Below are 17,121 nucleotides of genomic sequence, written 5' to 3'. Positions count from 1 at the left end.
ATACAAGGCTACACACGGATGTGAGGTCAGGCGTCAGTCGCCCTTGTGCGCGAGTTTCGGCACATCCGCCGCGCCGGCAGAGCCGCGCCCCGACAGCGACGGGTTTTCCATGAAAAACCGGTGACAATTGAACGCGGACCTGCCCTCGGGAACCTGTTCGCGGGTAAATTTGCCATCCGGCCCCATGATCCAGCTTTGGGCGGTATCTGCGAAATTCGCCGCCATGATCTGGCTGACGATCTGTGCCTTGACGGTGGGGTTCTTGATTTCCACCAGCGTTTCGATCCTGCGGTTCAGGTTGCGCCCCATCCAGTCAGCAGACGAGATAAACACCTTGGCCCCGTCGTTGGGCAGCGCCGCGCCATTGCCGAAACAGGCGATGCGCGAATGTTCCAGGAACCGCCCGACGATGGACTTGACGCGAATGTTGTCGCTGAGCCCCTTGATCCCGGGGCGCAGCCCGCAGATGCCGCGGATCACCATGTCGATCTTCACCCCGGCCTGGCTGGCGGCATAAAGCGCATCGATCATGTCGGGTTCGATCAGCGAATTCATCTTGATCCAGATCTGTGCCGGCGTGCCGTTGCGGGCGTGTTCCGCCTCTGCCGCGATCATGTCGAGCATGTGGGATTTCAGCGAATGCGGAGAGATCGACAAGTTTTCCAGCTGCGCGGGCTTGGCATAGCCTGACAAGTAGTTGAACACCTTGGCCGCGTCGCGCCCCAATGCCGCGTCACAGGTAAAGAACGACAGGTCGGTATAGATCTTGGCGGTGATCGGGTGGTAGTTGCCGGTGCCCCAATGGGTATAGGTCACCAGCTTGTCGCCTTCGCGGCGCACGACCTGGCTGATCTTGGCGTGGGTCTTCCAGTCGAGGAAGCCATAGACGACATGCGCCCCCGACCGTTCCAGCCGGCGCGACTGGCGGATATTGGCGGCCTCGTCGAAGCGCGCCTTGAGTTCGACCAGCGCGGTGACGGATTTGCCGTCCTCGGCCGCTTCGCACAAGGCCGCGACAATGGGCGAATGTCGGGACGTGCGGTACAGGGTCTGCTTGATCGCGACGACGTTCGGATCGGCGGCAGCCTGGTTCAGGAACCGGACAACCATGTCGAAAGTTTCGTACGGATGGTGCAGCAGCATGTCCTTGGACTTGATCGCGGCGAACATGTCGCCGTCATGGTCCTGCACGCGTTCGGGCACGCGCGGCGTAAAGGACGGCCACAGCAGATCGGGCCGCTCGTCCAGCACCAGTTCTTTCAGATCGGCCACGCCGACCATGCCGTCCAGTTCCACCACCTCGGCATCGGTGACATGCAGTTCACGCATCACCACCTGCTTGAGCGCGGCCGGTGCCCCGGCAGATACAGTCAGGCGCACCACCTCGCCGCGGCGGCGGCGCTTCAGGGCCACTTCGAATTCGCGGACGAGATCCTCGGCCTCTTCCTCGACTTCCAGGTCGCTGTCGCGCAACACGCGGAATTCGAAATGATCGGCGACACGATAGCCCGGGAACAGGCTGTCGATGTGCAGCAGCAACAGTTCTTCCAGCGGCAGGAATCGCTGTTGGCCTTCGGGCGCGGGCAGCGGCATGAACCGGTTGACCTGAGCCGGGATCGGCAGCAAGGCCTGCAGCGGCTTGCCCCGCCCACCGTCCAGATGCAGCGCCAGGCAATAACCGGTGTTGGCGATGAACGGGAACGGGTGCGCCGGATCGATCGCCAGCGGTGACAAGACCGGAAAGACCTGTTCAAGGAACGCCTCGGCCAGATAGGCCTTGTCCGCCTCGGTCAAGGCATCCCGCTGCAGTACGTGAATACCGGCTTCGGCCAGTTCGTCACGCAGCGCCACCAGCACGCGCTGCTGGGTCTGCATCAGGTTGCGGGCATCTTCGTTGATCAGGGTCAGCTGCTCCGCCGGGCTCAGCCCATCGGCGGCAGGGGTGGTATTGCCCGCATTTGCCAGTTCGCGCAGACCCGCCACGCGCACGGTATAAAACTCGTCGAGGTTGGTGGAGGAAATCGACAGAAAGCGCAGCCGTTCCAGCAGCGGCACGCGGGGGTTCTCCGCCTCTTCCAGCACGCGCCAGTTGAAGCCCAACCAACTGAGTTCGCGGTTGTAGAAACGCGCCGGGCCGGCCTTGTCGAAATCGGGCAGGTCTACTGTGGGCGGTAGCGGGCTCTTGAGGAAATCGGCTTGGGTCATGGCGCGCTTATGATCTGGAGATGCAACGAAATGGTGACAGTCAATTGTCGCCCGAAGCCTCGCAAAGCTCAAGGGCTGCCAGCGCCTCGCGCGCCTTGGCTCGGGTGGCGCCCCCACGCGTGGCCAGGGCCCTGCGGTCGATTTCGGCAACCACCTGCCCCGCAGCCGCGAAAGACCTGGGCATGTGGCGCAGAAGATAGGGGATGACATCGGGGGCAGGCACGCTGTGCCGGTCGGCAAAAAGTTTCGCCAGCACCGCACTCAGCAGCGCGTCGTCGGGCGGGCCAAGCCGGGCCACTTGCGTGCCCATCATGCGGCTGGCCAGATCAGGCAGCCTGATCCCCCAGTCGGTCGGCGGGGTGTGCGCGGTCAGCATCAGCGCGTGGCGCTCTGCCAGCACGAGGTTGTGCAGGTGGAACAGCGCGTTTTCCGCCTCGGGCTGGCCTGCGATATCGGAAATGTCTTCGACGCAGACCGGGCCGGTGGCCAGCGCCGGGATATCGGCCAAGGCAAGGTCGCGGGCGGGCAAGATACGCGCGCCGCTGTCCTTGGCCCAGACATGGGCGAGATGGGTCTTGCCTGCACCTTGCGGGCCCACCAGCGCAAGTTTGCCGCCCGCCCAGTTGCGCCAGCCGTCTATCAGCGCTAACGCCAATGCGTTCGCTTCGGTGACAAAAAAATCTTCCCGCCCCAGCGCAAGGCGCCTTGGCAGGTCCAGCCCGTATTGTGTGGTCATGTCAGTCCTGCTCTTCCTGGCCGATCAGCCCGCGATACAACCGGCTGCCAAGGTATTGACCGAGGGCAAAGCGGATCAACACACCAAGCGCGGCTGCCAGCGGCACCGCAACCAGCATCCCGACAAAGCCGAACAACGTGCCGAAAACCGACAGCGCAAGGATCAGCCACACCGGGTGCAACCCGACGCTGGAGCCGACGAGGTTTGGTGTCAGCACGTTGCCTTCGAGCACCTGACCCAGCATGAAAATGCCCGCGACCAGACCGAGCGACACCCAATCCCCCCAGAACTGAAACAGGCCAAGGCCGATGGCCAGCGCGCCGCCGAGCAACGCGCCAACGTAGGGAATGAAGGTGATCAGCCCGGCGATGAAGCCCACGACAAGACCGAATTGCAGCCCGACCAGCATCAGCGCCACGGCGTAATACGTGCCAAGGATCAGGCAGACCGTGCCCATGCCGCGAATGAAGCTGGCCAGCGTGTTGTCAATGTCTGACGCCAACTTGCGGATGATCGGAGCATGGTCGCGTGGCAGCAGATCATCGATCCGGGCCACCATGCGATCCCAGTCCAGCAGCAGGTAGACTGCCACCACCGGCACGATCACGAACAGCATCACGATGTTGATGATCGACGCGGCAGAGGTCAGCACCGTGTCCAGCAACTCTCCCCCCCGGCTGCGGATGGTTTCGCCCAGCGATACGATGCTTTCCCGCAGCACGCTGCCCTCGACCATGACCGACGGGAATCTCTCGGCCAGAAAGGCCTGCAACTGCTTGAACAGCTGCGGTGCCGTGTTGAACAGGCTGATGGTCTGCTGGATCAATGTCGGCACGACAAGCAGCGCCATGATGACAAAGACCAGGATCGCCACGACGGTGATCAGCGCTGTCGCCGCGGCGCGCGAAAATCCCATTCGTTCAAGTCGGTCTGCCACCGGGTCCAGGAAATACGCAATCGCGCCGCCAAGGATAAAAGGCAAAAGCACCTGCCCAAGATACCAAAGCACGATCGAGAACACCGCCGCGGCGATGCCCCAGTATTTCAGCTGATCCCGGACGGGAAGTGCCATGCGTGGTCCTCGTTTTCCCCTATGTCGCCGTTTCGGCGCGCGCTTTCAAGGGTTTGCCGGGCAATTGGCGAGCGGTCACGGACCCTGCGGGAACAGAGGATCAGTGAATGCGCACCCCCTGCTGGATCAACTCGCCCTGCACCGCGGTCAGGTCGACCTCGGCCACCGCACGTTTCGCCTTGACCGCCAGCGCGGCGGCGACGCCCGCGCCCTGCCCCATCACCGCGCAGCAACTCATGTTGCGCGTCGCGGCATGGGCGATGCGATCCCCCCCTGACGACCGGCCGGCGATCAGCAGGTTCGCGACGCCCTTGGGCAGGATCGACCGGTAGGGCAGTTGCATGTACCGCCCCGTGGTGGGCAGGATCAGGATGCCATAGCCGTCGATGAATTCGGGATAGATCCCGATGCTATCCTCGAACCGTCCCTGCTCTCGCACGTCGGTTTCGGTCATGTTGTATTGGGCGTCGATCTTGCGGGTGTCGCGGATGCCGAGCGTCATGCCGAAATTCCTGAGCCGCGCACCGGCACAGCCGGGCGTGTAGCGCCGCAACGCGTCCAGCGCGAGCATGGCCTGACGGCGGCCTTCGATTTCCCCCCGGGTCAGGCTGTCGGGGTCGGTGCCGTCGATCCCGTCGAGGTGGATCAGGTTCATATAGGTCAGCTCGCCACTGTCATGCATCGCGCCCCAGGTGCCGGCGATGGTGGTCAGATCGGGCGGGATCAGCCCGTCCTTGATCGCCTGCTGGAACGGCTTTTTCAGGAACGGCGAAAACATCGCGTCCTCTTTCCCCGTGGTTTCGATGTTCCATTCTCCGCCGCCGCCCCAGTCGGCATAGGTCTGCGGATCGGCCTGGATGCCTGCCATGAAGGCGCGCTTGTCGACCCCTGCCAGATGGAACATGACCGAGGCCGCCATCATCTGTTCGCGCGGGGTCAGATGGGTCGGGCACCCGGCGCGATGGGCCACGTCGGCATCGCCGGTGGCGTCGATCACCACAAGCGCCAGGATCGCCTCTCGTCCGGCCTTGGATTCGACGATCACGCCGGTGATCGCATCGCCGTCGAGGATGGGGGCCACGAACTGGCGGTGCAGCATCGGGATGATCCCGGCTTCTTCCACCAGCCGGTCGGCGACCAGCTTGAAGCCTTCGCTGTCAAGCTCGTAGCTGAGCGACTGGCTTTCGGGAACGGCGGCGCCCATTGCGTGGGCGCGGTCCTCGAATTCACGGCCGATGCCGCCCGCCTCGATCGTCTGTTCGTGGCGATACCAGGCGAAGCCTTCGACGCCGACGGCGGTGATGTTGCCGCCGAAACAGCCGAAGCGTTCCAGCAGCGTGACCTGCACGCCAGCGCGTGCCGCGGCCAGCGCCGCCGCCAGCCCGCCGGGGCCGGAGCCCACGACCAGCACGTCGGTTTCATGCACCACGGGGATGTCGCGGGCGGGTTCGTGGATGGTTCCGGGCATGGCTCTCTCCTGTCACGCGCTGGCGGAGACTGCGGGCGCGGGGCGGGGTCCGTCAAGACCTGTCGCGGGGGGACGCGCGCACCGCGCGTACGAGAGGCGCTGCCTCTCGTGCTCTCCGGGATATTTTCGGCCAGAAGAAGGAAAGTAGGCCGGACGGTATTGAAGGAACCGGAAAAGTTCGAAGCCCTTGTTTGTCGGGCATCTGCGACGTAAACCGCAGGTCGACACATTCACTTCAGCCAAGGGACGCCCGATGCGCCTTTCCCGCTATTTCCTGCCCGTTCTGAAAGAGACGCCCGCCGAGGCACAGATCGTCAGCCACCGCTACATGCTGCGCGCCGGCATGATCAAGCAAGCCAGCGCCGGGATATATTCCTGGTTGCCGATGGGCTTCAAGGTGCTGCGCAAGATCGAGGACATCATCCACGAGGAGCAGATCCGCGCCGGGCACATTCCGCTGCTGATGCCCACCATCCAGTCGGCGGATCTTTGGCGCGAATCCGGGCGGTATGACGATTACGGTCAGGAAATGCTGCGCATCACCGACCGGCATGATCGCGACCTGCTGTTCAGCCCCACCGCCGAGGAACTGATCACCGACATCTTTCGCAGCCATGTCGGCAGCTACAAGGACCTGCCGCTGACGTTGTACCAGATCCAGTGGAAGTTCCGCGACGAAATCCGGCCCAGGTTTGGCGTGATGCGGGGGCGCGAATTCTACATGAAGGACGGGTACAACTTCGACCTGACGAAAGAGGCGGCGCTGCATGCCTACAACCGGCATCTGGTCAGCTATCTGCGTACGTATGAACGGATGGGGCTTCAGGCGATCCCGATGCGCGCCGACAGCGGCCCGATCGGCGGCGATGACACCCATGAATTCCTAGTGCTGGCGGAAACCGGCGAATCCGAAGTTTTCTATGACAGCGCCATCACCGATCTGAAGTTCGGCGACCGGCAGATCGATTACGATTCTGTCGAGCAATGCCAGGCGGTCCTGGAGGAATTCACCAGCCGCTATGCCCGCACTGATGAAACCCACGACGAAGCCCTGTTCAACGAGATCCCCGAAGACCGCCGCCGCGTGGCGCGCGGGATCGAGGTGGGGCAGATCTTCTATTTCGGGACCAAGTATTCCGAACCGATGGGCGCGACCGTCGTCGATGCGGACGGCAATCGGGTACCGGTGCACATGGGCAGCCACGGCATCGGCGTCAGCCGCCTGCTGGGTGCGATCATCGAGGCCAGCCACGATGACAAGGGCATCATCTGGCCGGAAGGCGTAACGCCGTTCCATTGCGGACTGGTCAACCTGAAACAGGGCGACGAAGCGGCTGATACGGCGTGCCAGGCGATCTACGCCAGCTTGACCGCCATCGGACTGGAGCCGCTTTACGACGACACCGCCGAACGCGCTGGCGCGAAATTCGCGACGATGGACCTGATCGGTTTGCCCTGGCGCATCACCGTTGGCCCGCGCGGGCTGAAGAACGGGGTGGTCGAACTGACCAGCCGCCGCACCGGTGCGAGCGAGGAACTGCCGCCGGAGCACGCCATCGCGCGGATCGCGGCGATTTATGGCAAGGCGAGCGCCTGACACAGGGCAAGACCCGGCCCCCGCGCTGCCCCCGGGGGCACAGGACAACGCGAAAGCCCCGGCGCCGCAAGGCACCGGGGCTTTGGCTTCAGTGACCATTCCTTAAGCGTTTTCAAAGGCCGCGTTGGCCGATCCGCGGGCAAACAGGCCTGCTATTCGCCATAACCACCTGGAAAAGCTGATTTTCCATATTTGCCCATACCTTGCACAAAATTCCGAAACCGGTTTCAGAAAGCGCTTGCCGAAACCGGTTTCGGTATTTCCTATAGAGGCAAGGGAGCCAATCATGTCGCCTACGAAGACCGGGACCACCGGCCCGACACCGCGTAAACGGCGGGTCACGATCGACGATCTTGCAGGTCATCTGAACCTGACGAAAAGCACGGTCAGCCGGGCGCTGAACGGCTATACCGACATTTCCGAAACCACCCGGCTGCGGGTGCGACGCGCGGCCGACGCGATGGGGTATCGCCCGTTGTCGCACGCCCAGGCGATTCGCACCGGGCGGGTGCGGTCGATCGGGTTGGTGCTGCAGGTTTCCGAACATGACGGCCACCGGCCGTTCCTGGCCGAATTCCTGGCCGGCGTTTCCGCCGCCGCGTCGCGGGCCGACTGGACGCTGACACTGGCGACCGCCTCAAGCGACGAAGACAAGCTGACGTTGCTGCGCGGCCTTTGCGATCAGAACAAGGCGGACGGGTTCATCCTGCCGCGCACCGGGCAACAGGATGCGCGGGCGGATTTCCTGCGGGCGGCCAATATTCCTTTCGTACTGTATGGACGGACATCGAACCCCGAGGGATGCGCCTGGTACGACATTGCCAGCGAAGATTCGATGAAAGATGCGGTGTGCCGGCTGCACGCCCTTGGGCATCGCCGCATCGGCTTTGTGCAGGGCGGTGCGGCCTACATGTATAATGCGTTGCGTCTGTCGGGCTATTGCGAGGGGCTGAAGGCCTGCGGCCTGCCACCCGCGCCTGAACTGGTGCGCCCCGCCGCGCTGAACCGGGCCGAGGGGGTCGCGGCGACGCGCGCTCTGCTGGCGCTGGACACGCCGCCTACCGCGATCCTGTTTGCCGTCGACCGCGCCGCGCTTGGCGCCTGGGCCGTGGCCGACGACCTGGGGCTGACCATCGGTCGCGACCTGTCGGTGATTTCCTATGACGGCATTCCCGAAGGCGCACTGATGCGCCCGCAGCTTTCGACCTTTTCGGTTGATACCCGCCACGCCGGAGAACGGCTGGCGAACCTACTGATCCGCCGCATCCGGGGGGAAGCCCCCGAGGCGCTGCGCGAGATCGGCCAGGCGACGTTCCTTGACCGGGGCTCGCACGGCAAACCTGCCCTGACCTCAGAACAACTGTCAGACATCGTCAGGGCCAATTCCATACCAACAGGAGGAAACCCCACATGTCATTCAATCGAAAACTGCTGACAGGTACGGCGATGGCGCTGGCCCTTGTGGCCGGCGGCGTCAGCGCCGATACGATCCGGTTCTGGACAACCGAGGAACAGCCCGAGCGTCTGGCAAAGCAGCAGGAGATGGCCGCCGATTTCGAAGCCAAGACCGGCACCGCGGTCGAGGTCATCCCGGTCACCGAAAGCGATTTGGGCACCCGTGCCACCGCAGCCTTCGCCGCAGGCGACCTGCCCGACGTGATCTATCACACGCTGCAATACGCCCTGCCCTGGGCCGAGGCAGGCATCCTGGACACCGAGGCCGCGACCGAGGTGATCGAGGAGTTGGGCGCCGATACTTTTGCCCCGGGTGCGCTGGCCATGGCGGCCTATGAAGGCGATACCGCATCGGTTCCGGTCGATGGCTGGACCCAGATGATCGTTTATCGCAAGGACCTGTTCGACGCTGCAGGTCTGGCCGCGCCGACCAGCTATGCCAACGTTCTGGCCGCGATCGAAAAGCTGCACAACCCGCCGGAAATGTTCGGGTTTGTCGCTGCCACCAAGGTCGACGAAAACTTCATGAGCCAGGTGCTGGAACATGTGTTCCTGGCCAATGGCGTGTCGCCGGTCGGCCCCGATGGCTTCATGCCGCTGGACGAAGCCAAGACCATCGAGGTGCTGGACTTCTACAAGGCCATCGCCAAGGCATCGCCTCCGGGGGACCTGTTCTGGAAGCAATCGCGCGAGCTGTACTTCTCGGGCAACGCAGCGATGATCATCTGGTCGCCTTTCATCCTGGACGAACTGGCCGGCCTGCGTGACAGCGCTCCGCCCACCATCAACGACGATCCGACCAGCGGAGAGCTGGCGTCGAAAACCGGGATCGTGACCACATTCTCGGGCCCGTCGAACCCCGATGGCGCAGCCTGGGGCGATATCCGCTATTTCGGGATCACCTCGGACGCGAACACTGACGCGGCGATGGAATTCGTCAAGTATTCCGTGGACGAAGGCTACGGTCAGACCTTGTCGATCGCGCCGGAAGGCAAGTTCCCGGTGCGCGCGGGCACCGCGGGCGATCCGCAGAAGTTCAAGAACCTCTGGGCCACACTGCCGGTGGGTGTCGACCGCAAGAAGCCGCTGGGCGAACTCTATGCGCAAGACATGATCGACGAAATCGTCGGCGGCCTCGACGTGGCACAGCGCTGGGGCGTCAAGGAAGGCCAGCTTGGGCTGGCGTCCAAGATGATCAACAGTCAGGTGATCAACCGAGTCGTGCGTGAATACATCGACGGTCAGATCGACGGCCCCGGTGCCGTGGCCGAGATGAACGACGAGTTGTCGAAGATCCAGTAACGCGACCTTGACGGGGCGGCCCGGGTGCCGCCCCGTCCTTCGCATCTTGCAGCCGACTTCCCCTTCCCACCCCCGCCCTCCGACGACCCGCGGGCGGGGCAAGCCCGGGACCTGACGTTATGACATCTGCCCTTCCTCCCACCGGCACGCCGCCGCTGGCCCGGCGCGAAGCCCGCCTTGCCTGGGGTCTGCTGGCGCCCACGCTGATCAGCGTCGCGCTGGTGGTCATCCTGCCCTTGCTGGCGATCTTCTGGATCAGTTTCAAACCGGTGGGCCTGGCCGACCTGCGCCCACCCCGCGCCATCCTGAGCGAAAGCCTGCGGGGTTCTGGTGACAGCTTGCGGATCGAGTACCGGCTGCGCAATTCGTCACAGACCAAGGACATCACCGACGTCGCCTTTACCGACACGATCCCGCCGATGATCACTCTTGGCGATCTGCCCGAGGTCTGCGCCCTGTCCGGAGCAGAATTGCGGTGCGAGATTGGCACCCTCACGGGCGGATACAACGAACGGCTGCGAATCGCGGTGACCATCACCGGCGACGAAGACACCGCAGAGGCCGCCGCCGAGGATGGCGAACCTTTGGTCACTGGCACATCGAGCAACATCCTGACCAACGGCGAATTCACGTTGCAGAACTTTGCCCGTATTTTTGATGGTCGCGAATTCTGGGGCGTACTGGGAGTCACAACTTTTTACACCGTGTTCGGGACTCTGGGCGCGCTGCTGGTGGGGCTGTTTGCGGCGTTGCTGCTGAACAAGTCGTTCAAGGGCCAGGGCATCCTGCGTGGGCTTTATCTGTTTCCCTACGTCGCGCCGGTCATCGCGGTGGCGTTTTCCTGGCTGATCCTGTTCGATCCGTTTTCCGGCTCGGCCAATGCGCTTCTGGTGCAGATGGGGGTGACGACGCAGGCGATCAATTTCTTCGGCGAGCGCCCGCTGGCGCTGATCATGGTGACGGTATTCGAGATCTGGCGCTATTTCCCGCTGTCCTTCCTGTTCATCCTGGCGCGGATGCAGTCGATCGACACCGACATGTACGAGGCCGCCGACATGGATGGCGCAAGCCCGTTCCAGCAGTTCTGGTACCTGTCGATGCCGCAGCTGCTGGGGATCTTGAGCGTGCTGTTCCTGCTGCGCTTTATCTGGACCTTCAACAAGTTCGACGACATCTTCCTGCTGACCGGCGGCAATGCCGGGACGCGGACGCTGACGGTGAATGTCTATGAACAGGCGTTTGCCGTGTCGAACATCGGTGCCGGGGCCGCGGTGGCGGTTGTGATCTTCTGCTGTTTGCTGGTGTTTTCGGTCTTCTTCTTCCGCTTCATGAGCCAGGAGGAGGGGCTATGATCCGTTTCGCTTGCCTGCGGCAACCGACCGAAGCGGGGGGCACTGCCCCCCGCACCCCCCGGGATATTTCCGGCAAGATGATGGGAGAGTTGTGATGCAGGCCCTGAGGTTTGGATACGTGACCGGACCGGTGCTGGGGGCACTCTGGACCTTTGTCATCGCGACGACGGTGGCGGTTGCCATGAGCTTCGTGACGGGAGAGGCCTTCCGGCCCTCGCTGCTGTTGTCGCTGGCCTGGGGGGCACTGCTTGGGACGGCAACGCTTTATGGCCGGCGGGGGGCGATCGGTGGCGCTGTGGTGTTGCTGGCCCTGGGGGTGCTGGCATACGGACCGATGCAGACCGGTGACGTCGGGCTGCTGGCGGGCCTGACCGGCCATGCGGCGGTGGCCGGGTTCGCGGCGCTTGGCATGATCCTGATCCTGGAGGATTGCCACATCGGCGCGCTGACCCGACATGAATTCGAGGCAGCGGTGATCCGGTTCCTGACCGGGTTCGGCTATATCTTTTTCACCGCCATCGTCCTGATCCCGTTCTACGTGATGGTGATGACCAGCCTGAAGAACCAGTCGGAATTGATCCAGAACCCGTTGGATTTCAGCCTGGACCTGTCCAAGGGCTGGGGGTTGCTGCGCAGCTATGAAGAGCTGTTCATGCAATTCAACTTTGGCACCTATCTGCTGAACAGTTTCGTGATTTCGGTCATCACCGTGTTTGTCACGCTGCTGTTCTCGGTTCCGGGGGCCTACGCGGTCGCGCGGCTGCGGTTTCGGGGGCGAGCGGCGTTTTCGCGGTCGATCCTGCTGATCTACATGGTGCCGATGATCGTTCTGGCGCTGCCCATCTATATCGCGTTTTCGATGACCGGGCTGCGCAATTCGATTCTGGGGATCGTGATGATCTATCCAGTCACCACGATCCCGGTGTCGCTTTACATGTTGCAGGGGTATTTCCGCGGCCTGCCGGCCGAGGTCGAGGAAGCCGGGCTGATGGACGGGCTGAACCGGCTGCAGGTGATCTGGAAGATCACTCTTCCGCTGGCCCTGCCCGCCATGGCCTCTGTTTCGCTGTACGTGTTCATGATCGCCTGGAACGAGTTCCTCCTGGCGTTCATGCTGCTGGACGACCCGTCCAAGTTCACCCTGACCCGCGGGATCGCCAGCCTCAACTCTTCTGAAATTCCGCGCCAGCACCTGATGGCCGGCGCCGTGATCGCAACCGTCCCGATCATGGCGCTGTTCCTGGGTCTGGAACGGTTCATGACCAAGGGCCTGACGGCAGGCTCCGTCAAAGGATAGACCATGAATTTCGACAAGATCGACAAACGCGCGCGCAAGATCATGCGCGAGAACGACCGTGGGCTTTACACGGTGCCAACCAAGGGCCTTTACCCCTATCAGTGGAACTGGGACAGCGCCTTTGCGGCCTGGGGGTTTTCCACCTATGACGTGCGCCGCGCCTGGTCAGAGCTGGAAACCTTGTTCACCGGGCAATGGGACAACGGCATGGTTCCGCATATCGTGTTCCACAAGCAAAGTATCGGATACTTTCCGGGGCCGGATGTCTGGGGGGTGCCGCGCGTGCCGCACACCTCCGGGATCACCCAGCCACCGATCGCGGCGACCATGGCGCGTGCCGTCTATGAAGCCGACAAGCACTATGGCCGCATCCATATGGAGCTGATGTATGGCCGGCTGGTCAGCTGGCACCGCTGGTTCGTGAAATACCGTCTGCATGACGGCATGGTCGCGATCACCCACCCATGGGAATCCGGCCGTGACAATGCCGTCGACTGGGACGACGCGATGGCCAACGTCGACGGCTCGGGGGTGGGCGAATACACCCGTCGCGACACCAGCCATGTCGATCCGTCGATGCGCCCGAAGAAGGAAGACTACGACCGTTACCTTGCAATGGTGCAGTTCGGTCGCGACACCGGCTGGAACGAAGTCGAGATCGCCAGGAACGGCCCGTTCCGTGTCGCGGATGTGGGCATGACCCTGCTGTTCCTGCGTGCCTGCCGGGACCTGTTGCACATTGCCGTCGAACTCGACCACGAGGTCGAAGAGATCGAAGGCTGGATCGCCATGCTGAAGCGCGGGGTGGAAAACCACTGGAACGCGGAGCGCGGGCACTACGACTCGATCGACCTGCGCACCGGCAAGTTCACAAATTCGCTCAGTTCCGCGTCCTTCCTGGTGTGGTTCGCAGGCATCCGCGACGATCGAATGTTGCCGCATCTCGACCGGATCATGACCGAGGTCGCCTTTGGCGTACCATCGAACGATCCGTCGGATCCGCATTTCAACCCGCTGCGGTACTGGCGCGGGCCAAGCTGGGGCATGATGAATTCCCTGATCGGGATCGGCCTGGCGGAAACCGGGCACATCGTGCATGCCGAAAAACTGCGCAAGAACACGCAAAAGCTGATCGCAGAGCATGGATTCTACGAATATTTCAGCCCGGTGGACGGGGCGCCTGCGGGGGGGAACCATTTCACATGGACCGCCGCGATCTGGCTGACCTGGGCATCGCCACATGCAAAGGGGAGGTTCTGATGGGCGCGATCACGCTGAAAGCGGTCGAGAAATGGTACGGGGATATCCAGGTCATCAAGGGTGTGGATCTTGAAATCGCCGATGGCGAATTCGTTGTCTTCGTCGGCCCCTCTGGCTGTGGCAAGTCCACGCTCTTGCGGATGATCGGCGGGCTGGAGGACATCAGCCGCGGCACGCTGGACATCGACGGGCGCGACGTCACGTCTGAACCACCGTCGAAACGCGGCCTGGCGATGGTCTTCCAAAGCTATGCGCTCTACCCGCATATGTCGGTGCGCGACAACATGGGGTTTTCCCTGAAAACCGCCGGCGCCCCCAAGGACGAAATTGCCGCCAAGGTGAACGCCGCCGCCGCGGTGCTGAAACTCGAACCCTACCTTGACCGGCGCCCAAAGGATCTGTCGGGCGGCCAGCGCCAGCGCGTCGCGATCGGGCGGTCGATCGTGCGCGACCCGACGGCGTTCCTGTTCGACGAACCGCTGTCGAACCTCGACGCTGCCCTGCGGGTCGAAATGCGCTACGAGATCGCCAAGCTGCACCAGAGCCTGAAATCCACGATGATCTACGTGACCCATGACCAGGTCGAGGCGATGACGCTGGCGGATCGCATCGTGGTGCTGGAATTCGGCAAGATCGCCCAGGTGGGTACCCCGCGCGAACTTTACGAACGACCTGCGAACACCTTTGTGGCGCAGTTTATCGGCAGCCCCAAGATGAACCTGTTGCCCTGCGAAACCGCCGGCAAGACCTACAGCCTGCCCGGCGGGCGAGGCGGCACCTGTGCCGTCACCGCCCCGGCGACCCAGTTGGGCATCCGTCCGGAACACATCACGCTGGGCACGCCGGGACACGGCCAATGCGACGGCACGGTGGATATCGTCGAATACCTGGGGGCGGACAGCTTCGTCGTGGTCGAGTGCGGTGCCTTGGGCAAATTGACCGTACGGATCACCGGGGATACCGACCTGCATCCGGGCGATGGCGTCGGGCTTGGCTTCGAAGCGACCGCGCTCAATTTCTTTGGCACGGACGGGCTCAGGGTCTGACCTGTTTGCCCCGTCTTTGGTTTTCCAAATACCTCGGGGGTATGGGGGCAGCGCCCCCATGCGGCCGCGCAGTGCGCGGCCGCTTCGGTCGGATCGGGCAATGCCCGATCCGAAACCGCTCTATTCCGCCGCGGCCCGTCCCAGCGGCAGCCCGCCAATCCGCGCCAGCAGATCGACGATCTCATCCACACCCTCGCCCTTGCGGATCGCGGCAAAGACATAGGGCCGCCCGGCCCGCATGCGGGCGGCGTCGCGGTCCATCACCTCCAGTGATGCCCCGACATGAGGCGCCAGATCGGTCTTGTTGATCACCAGAATGTCCGAGCGCGTGATCGCCGGCCCCCCCTTGCGCGGGATTTCCTCGCCCGCGGCCACATCGATCACGTAGATCGTCACATCCGCCAGTTCCGGGCTGAAAGTGGCCGACAGGTTGTCCCCGCCCGACTCGATCAGGATCAGATCCAGATCGGGAAAGGCCGCGTTCAGTTCCGCGATGGCGGCCAGGTTGATGCTGGCATCCTCGCGGATCGCGGTGTGTGGGCAGCCGCCGGTTTCAACCCCGCGAATACGCTCCAGCGGCAGCACCTGGCGGCGCATCAGTTCCTCGGCATCTTCCTGGGTGTAGATGTCGTTGGTCACCACCGCCATCGACAGCCGGTCGCGCAGCGCCAGGCACAGAGCCGCGGTCAGCGTGGTCTTGCCCGCGCCCACCGGGCCACCCAGCCCGACGCGCAAAGGTCCGTTTATCGAGGCCATTCGATTCCTCCTGTGATCACAAATCCAACCCCAAGGCCCAGGCTCAGAGGCCCGTAAACCCAACGATCCAGCGTCGCGAAGGGCTCTTCCGGCAGGGCTCGCCGCCACGCGGGCAGCCAGGCGATGCCCCCGCGCAGGACGAATAGCGTGCTCAGCCCGGTCACCCAGCCAGCCTTGCCCGGCACCCAATCCAGGTGCGGCAGCAGCGCTGCGAAAAACAGGCCCATGGCCACCGTCGCACACGCCACGGGCCCCGGCATCTTGGTGATGCCGCGCCGCCCCACAACTGCGCGCGCCAGCCGGGTTTCGTCAGCGACCGGCATCCACCAGCCCAGCGCCCACAAAAAGTGCAGCGCCGACAACACGATCAGCACCCCGCTCAACCCCAACTGCGCGACAAGTGTCATGACCGGAAAATCCGCGAATACAGCGCACCGTGACGCTGTCCCATGATATCGACCATCGGCGTGAACCCCCCGATATCGTCCAGCCCCGCGCGCTGCGCGCGACCGGCAAGGTCCACGCACAGTGGCGCCAGCGCATGGGTAATGCGTTGCCCGTCCGTCTGCCCCAGGGGCACCAGCCGCACGCAAGCGGCCGTGATATTGGCCGCAAAGGCTTGCAGGTACAGGCGCAGCGCATCGGCAAGGGGCAAGTCCAGCAATGCCACCGCCCTGCCACAAACCAGTGGATAGGCCATGTCGGGCAGGTTCGCCCCCCAGACATCCCGAAGCGTGGCGGCAAAGGCCGCGCCCTGTTTCTCTGTCTCCAGCCGCCGTTCGGCGGATGGGGTCAACGCCCGCGCCAAGGCGGCCAACTCGGCCAGGTCCCCGCCCTGCGCCGCTTGCGCCAACAAAACCGCATCGGACCAGCCAGAGCCGTGTTCCAGTACATCACGCAACCAGGTTTCGACCCCGGCGGCATCCTGCAACATCCCGGCCTGAACCGCGGCCTCTGCGCCGTGGGAATACGCAAATGCCCCAACCGGAAAAGCCGGGGAAAACAACTGGTGAAGGGTCAGGTGAGGATCAGTGGTCATGCGAATGCGCGTGATCCCCGTGAGACTGGTGCCCATGGTCATGCCCGTGATCACGGGCATGGCCGTCCGGTCCATAGCTGTGGGAATGGTCGTGACCGTGCGTGCGGCCATGGCCATACGCACCGCCTTCGGGGGTGAAAGGCTCGGTCACTTCGGTGACCGTTGCGCCGATGCGTTGCAACATGTCTCGAATGACGTGGTCGCGCTGGATCAACAGGCGCCCGGCTTCGATCTGGCAGGGGGTATGGCGGTTGCCGATGTGCCATGCGATGCGGGGCAGGTCTGCACCCGTCACCTGCAACAACGGCTCCTCTGCCGCGACAACCTCTACCAGCCGGCCATCGGTCAGTTCCAGAGCATCGCCATGATCCAGGCTTTCGGTATGGGCCAGGTCCAACAGGAAATGCGCACCGCCAACCGTGTGCAGCACTTTGCGCCGCAGGAACCGGTCGTCATAGGTCAGACGGCAGGACTCAGCGGCGCCTTCCCAGCTTCCGGCCCGGTGCAGCAGGTGGCAGTGCGGTATGTCGCTCATC

At 63.6% G+C, this 17,121-nt stretch carries 15 protein-coding genes; 7 read left to right on the top strand and 8 right to left on the bottom strand.

What is annotated here, in order from left to right; genetic code table 11:
* Positions 1-33 precede the first annotated feature (33 nt).
* The 4 genes from VK792_RS07020 to VK792_RS07005 form a co-directional block, all read right to left on the bottom strand.
* Entirely contained in the window at positions 34-2,205 is a 2,172-nt protein-coding gene (locus VK792_RS07020) for an RNA degradosome polyphosphate kinase (protein WP_326296692.1), read from the bottom strand.
* A 40-nt stretch (positions 2,206-2,245) separates the two neighbouring features.
* Positions 2,246-2,941: a P-loop NTPase family protein gene (locus tag VK792_RS07015; protein WP_326296691.1), complete on the bottom strand. Its 696-nt coding sequence runs from the start codon at positions 2,939-2,941 to the stop codon at positions 2,246-2,248.
* A gap of 1 nt (position 2,942) precedes the next feature.
* Entirely contained in the window at positions 2,943-4,013 is a 1,071-nt protein-coding gene (locus tag VK792_RS07010) for an AI-2E family transporter (RefSeq protein WP_326296690.1), read from the bottom strand.
* A 100-nt stretch (positions 4,014-4,113) separates the two neighbouring features.
* The gene (locus VK792_RS07005; protein ID WP_326296689.1) at positions 4,114-5,481 is read right to left on the bottom strand and encodes an FAD-dependent oxidoreductase; all 1,368 of its coding nucleotides are present in this window, start codon (positions 5,479-5,481) and stop codon (positions 4,114-4,116) included.
* A 253-nt stretch (positions 5,482-5,734) separates the two neighbouring features.
* Between VK792_RS07005 and proS the strand changes: the two genes are divergently transcribed.
* The 7 genes from proS to VK792_RS06970 all read left to right on the top strand — a co-directional run bounded on the left by proS (position 5,735) and on the right by VK792_RS06970 (position 14,790).
* The gene (gene proS, locus VK792_RS07000) at positions 5,735-7,078 is read left to right on the top strand and encodes a proline--tRNA ligase (protein WP_326296688.1); all 1,344 of its coding nucleotides are present in this window, start codon (positions 5,735-5,737) and stop codon (positions 7,076-7,078) included.
* Between the two features lie 286 nt (positions 7,079-7,364).
* Entirely contained in the window at positions 7,365-8,513 is a 1,149-nt protein-coding gene (locus VK792_RS06995; RefSeq protein ID WP_326296687.1) for a LacI family DNA-binding transcriptional regulator, read from the top strand.
* Positions 8,489-9,835 carry an ABC transporter substrate-binding protein gene (locus tag VK792_RS06990; protein WP_326296686.1) on the top strand — a complete coding sequence of 449 codons (1,347 nt, stop codon included), beginning with the start codon at positions 8,489-8,491 and terminating at the stop codon, positions 9,833-9,835. The genes VK792_RS06995 and VK792_RS06990 overlap by 25 nt, the downstream gene beginning before the upstream one ends.
* Positions 9,836-9,954: 119 nt before the next feature.
* A complete protein-coding gene (locus VK792_RS06985) occupies positions 9,955-11,187 on the top strand; it encodes a carbohydrate ABC transporter permease (RefSeq protein ID WP_326296684.1) in 1,233 nt (410 codons plus the stop codon).
* A 94-nt stretch (positions 11,188-11,281) separates the two neighbouring features.
* Positions 11,282-12,484 carry a carbohydrate ABC transporter permease gene (locus VK792_RS06980; protein ID WP_326296683.1) on the top strand — a complete coding sequence of 401 codons (1,203 nt, stop codon included), beginning with the start codon at positions 11,282-11,284 and terminating at the stop codon, positions 12,482-12,484.
* Positions 12,485-12,487: 3 nt separating this feature from the next.
* Positions 12,488-13,744, top strand: coding sequence for an MGH1-like glycoside hydrolase domain-containing protein (locus VK792_RS06975; RefSeq protein ID WP_326296682.1), 1,257 nt, complete (start codon positions 12,488-12,490; stop codon positions 13,742-13,744).
* On the top strand, positions 13,744-14,790 hold the full coding sequence (locus VK792_RS06970; protein ID WP_326296681.1) for an ABC transporter ATP-binding protein: 1,047 nt from the start codon (positions 13,744-13,746) through the stop codon (positions 14,788-14,790). Before VK792_RS06975 ends, VK792_RS06970 begins: the two co-directional genes overlap by 1 nt.
* 120 nt (positions 14,791-14,910) lie before the next feature.
* Here VK792_RS06970 and ureG read toward each other — a convergent pair whose 3' ends face one another.
* The 4 genes from ureG to VK792_RS06950 are packed head-to-tail and all read right to left on the bottom strand — an operon-like array spanning position 14,911 to position 17,120.
* Entirely contained in the window at positions 14,911-15,546 is a 636-nt protein-coding gene (gene ureG / locus VK792_RS06965) for an urease accessory protein UreG (RefSeq protein ID WP_326296680.1), read from the bottom strand.
* The gene (locus VK792_RS06960) at positions 15,534-15,953 is read right to left on the bottom strand and encodes a DUF3995 domain-containing protein (protein WP_326296678.1); all 420 of its coding nucleotides are present in this window, start codon (positions 15,951-15,953) and stop codon (positions 15,534-15,536) included. Before VK792_RS06960 ends, ureG begins: the two co-directional genes overlap by 13 nt.
* Positions 15,950-16,585, bottom strand: coding sequence for an urease accessory protein UreF (locus VK792_RS06955; protein ID WP_326296677.1), 636 nt, complete (start codon positions 16,583-16,585; stop codon positions 15,950-15,952). Before VK792_RS06955 ends, VK792_RS06960 begins: the two co-directional genes overlap by 4 nt.
* Complete coding sequence (locus tag VK792_RS06950) at positions 16,575-17,120, bottom strand: urease accessory protein UreE (protein ID WP_326296676.1); 546 nt, start codon at positions 17,118-17,120, stop codon at positions 16,575-16,577. The genes VK792_RS06955 and VK792_RS06950 overlap by 11 nt, the downstream gene beginning before the upstream one ends.
* Between the last annotated feature and the right edge of the window lies 1 nt (position 17,121).

Source organism: Mesobacterium hydrothermale, from assembly GCF_035818635.1.
Classification (GTDB): domain Bacteria; phylum Pseudomonadota; class Alphaproteobacteria; order Rhodobacterales; family Rhodobacteraceae; genus Mesobacterium_A; species Mesobacterium_A hydrothermale.
Note: the sequence above shows the minus strand (reverse complement) of the source record. Positions and strands in the feature narration are given on the sequence as shown.